Origin of the sequence: Aeromonas sp. PrichA-15, from assembly GCF_017939245.1 — a bacterium.
Classification (GTDB): Bacteria; Pseudomonadota; Gammaproteobacteria; order Enterobacterales; family Aeromonadaceae; genus Aeromonas; species Aeromonas caviae.
The window spans coordinates 1-1,917 of record NZ_JAGKRH010000202.1; the positions used below are offsets into that span (position 1 = coordinate 1).

Genomic DNA, 1,917 nt, shown 5'->3' on the forward strand with positions numbered 1-1,917 from the left:
TTGTGCTTGAGCATCCAGGCGGTGTCATATTTGACGCCCAACTGGCGCTTTAGCTCCATCGCTGACAAGCCTGTTTTGGTTTGTGACAACAGGTGCATTGCCAGAAACCACTTGGTCAGTGGGAGCTTGGTGTTTGCGAAAATCGTATTTCCAGTCAATGACATCTGGTGACGGCAGTGATTGCATTGCCACACACGTGGCCGCCTTCTCAGGCGACAACAGGTCTTGTTGGCACATTCAGGGCAGACAAAGCCGTTAGGAAAACGCCAAGTGAACAGCGCATTTTCGCACTGAGCCTCAGTGCCATAGTCCTTGAGAAACTCAAACAGACTGTAGCCTTTCTGGAATTGGATTTTGCTTTTGGCCATGATCTCGCACCTCGATAACTGTACGTAAGATCAGTATAGTTCGTGGTAACTGACTGCTAATCATGGGTAATCAGGTTCTCCAATGTAACAGGAATTGAGCCTGGCCCCCAAGCCGATATTGCGAAGGGCTTGGGGCTTAACGTTATAAAGGGTTATTTTAATGCTAGTCATGTTCCGGACAAGGTAGATGGTTACTATCTTATGCATGTGTTTGAGCATTTTGAAGACCCCTTCTCTATCTTTAAATTGATGACAGAAACGTTGAATGATGCCGGAAGAATTGTCATTGAAGTTCCTGATTTTGGTGGTTTTCATGTACAGCGCCTCTTCTATTATAATATCTACTTCATGCAAGTTTTGGCCCGTGATAACAAACTTAAAATAATATATCACCGTGTTGAGAATGACAGTTTAAGGGTTGTTTTTGTCAAGGCTGAAAATACACGTTACAACGAAATTGAAGTGGCCTTTGATAAAGCCTTTTATATCGATAATCTCTCAATGTTCAAGCAGCGGTGCGATGCATCTCGCGACAGAGTAAATGATTTTCTTAGAAAGGCAGATAGCGTCGTCTGGTGGGGGGCCGGTTCTGCATCAGTGATTCTTCTGAATGGAGTTGAGAAAGAGATTTTGGACAGTACGAATATCATTGTCGTTGATGGTGACAAGAATAAAGCCGATCGCATATTGCCTGGTGTGAATCTCAAAGTGAGTTATTTTGAGAAGATCCGTAATCAGCATGTCAGCAATCTGGTAATTGCTTCAAGTTTCTATAAGGAAATATTTGAAACAATGAAAATTCATGGTGTCACCTATGAACATGTCGAGGTATTTAGTGATGCCTGATTAAAGGCATAAGGAGAAGGAACGTCAGAATGACGTGTAGTAAATAATTTCCTGATTACCCATGACCCTCAGCCAGCTTCAAGAGCCGATATGGCATCGGAGGGCTTGCCACGACTGCATGCCCCAATTCAACCAACATGCTCTTGAGGTCAAAACGATGATTAAACCGGAAGCAGTATTCCGCAAGATGCCTTGGTAAATGCTTCGCTCCGAGCTTATGACAACTGCCCCGCAGCGAGTTCTTCACATTCCCTATCATCGTGTTTACCCAGTTGAATGCCGGATGATCCAGCAAATCAAGGTTGCCCCCGGTGACAACACCCAGGTGCTCACAATTGGCCTCCTTGACCGCTTTGAAACAGGCCAATCCATCGGATATCACCGCGCTACCACTGGCAATATGCCGTTTTGCCCAATCAGCAATGACGTTGGTTTTGAAACCATCGACCACCGTCATCCGCATCTTGATTGGATGCCCTTCCTTGTTCAGGGCTACTGCTGCCACAAACGGCGTCTTGCCTGCCGCGCCGCGACCTCGTTTGCCACCACGGCGCTCTCCACCCCAGTAGACATCATCGAGCTGAATGATGCCGCTGATGGGCTGCTTGTCATCGGACTCTTTCATGGCTTGCAGCAGCTTGTGCTTGAGCATCCAGGCGGTGTCATATTTGACGTCCAACTGGCGCTTTAGCTCCATCGCTGA

Annotated in this window: 3 protein-coding genes; 1 reads left to right on the plus strand and 2 read right to left on the minus strand. The window is 46.5% G+C overall.

Annotation, left to right across the window (positions count from 1 at the left end):
• Positions 1-368 (minus strand): transposase (locus tag J9889_RS19170; RefSeq protein WP_162231328.1); only part of this gene is annotated, 368 nt, incomplete at its 3' end.
• Positions 369-569: 201 nt separating this feature from the next.
• Here J9889_RS19170 and J9889_RS19175 point away from each other — a divergent pair.
• Complete coding sequence (locus tag J9889_RS19175; protein ID WP_246878137.1) at positions 570-1,214, plus strand: hypothetical protein; 645 nt, start codon at positions 570-572, stop codon at positions 1,212-1,214.
• A 55-nt stretch (positions 1,215-1,269) separates the two neighbouring features.
• Here the strand turns inward: J9889_RS19175 and J9889_RS19180 are convergent.
• On the minus strand, positions 1,270-1,917 hold a 648-nt coding region (locus J9889_RS19180), incomplete at its 5' end, for an IS1595-like element ISAeca5 family transposase (protein WP_246878138.1).

Bases quoted from the DNA above. Each gene is read 5' to 3' on its own strand.
- J9889_RS19175 (WP_246878137.1), top strand. From the start codon at position 570: ATGCATGTGTTTGAGCATTTTGAAGACCCCTTCTCTATCTTTAAATTG.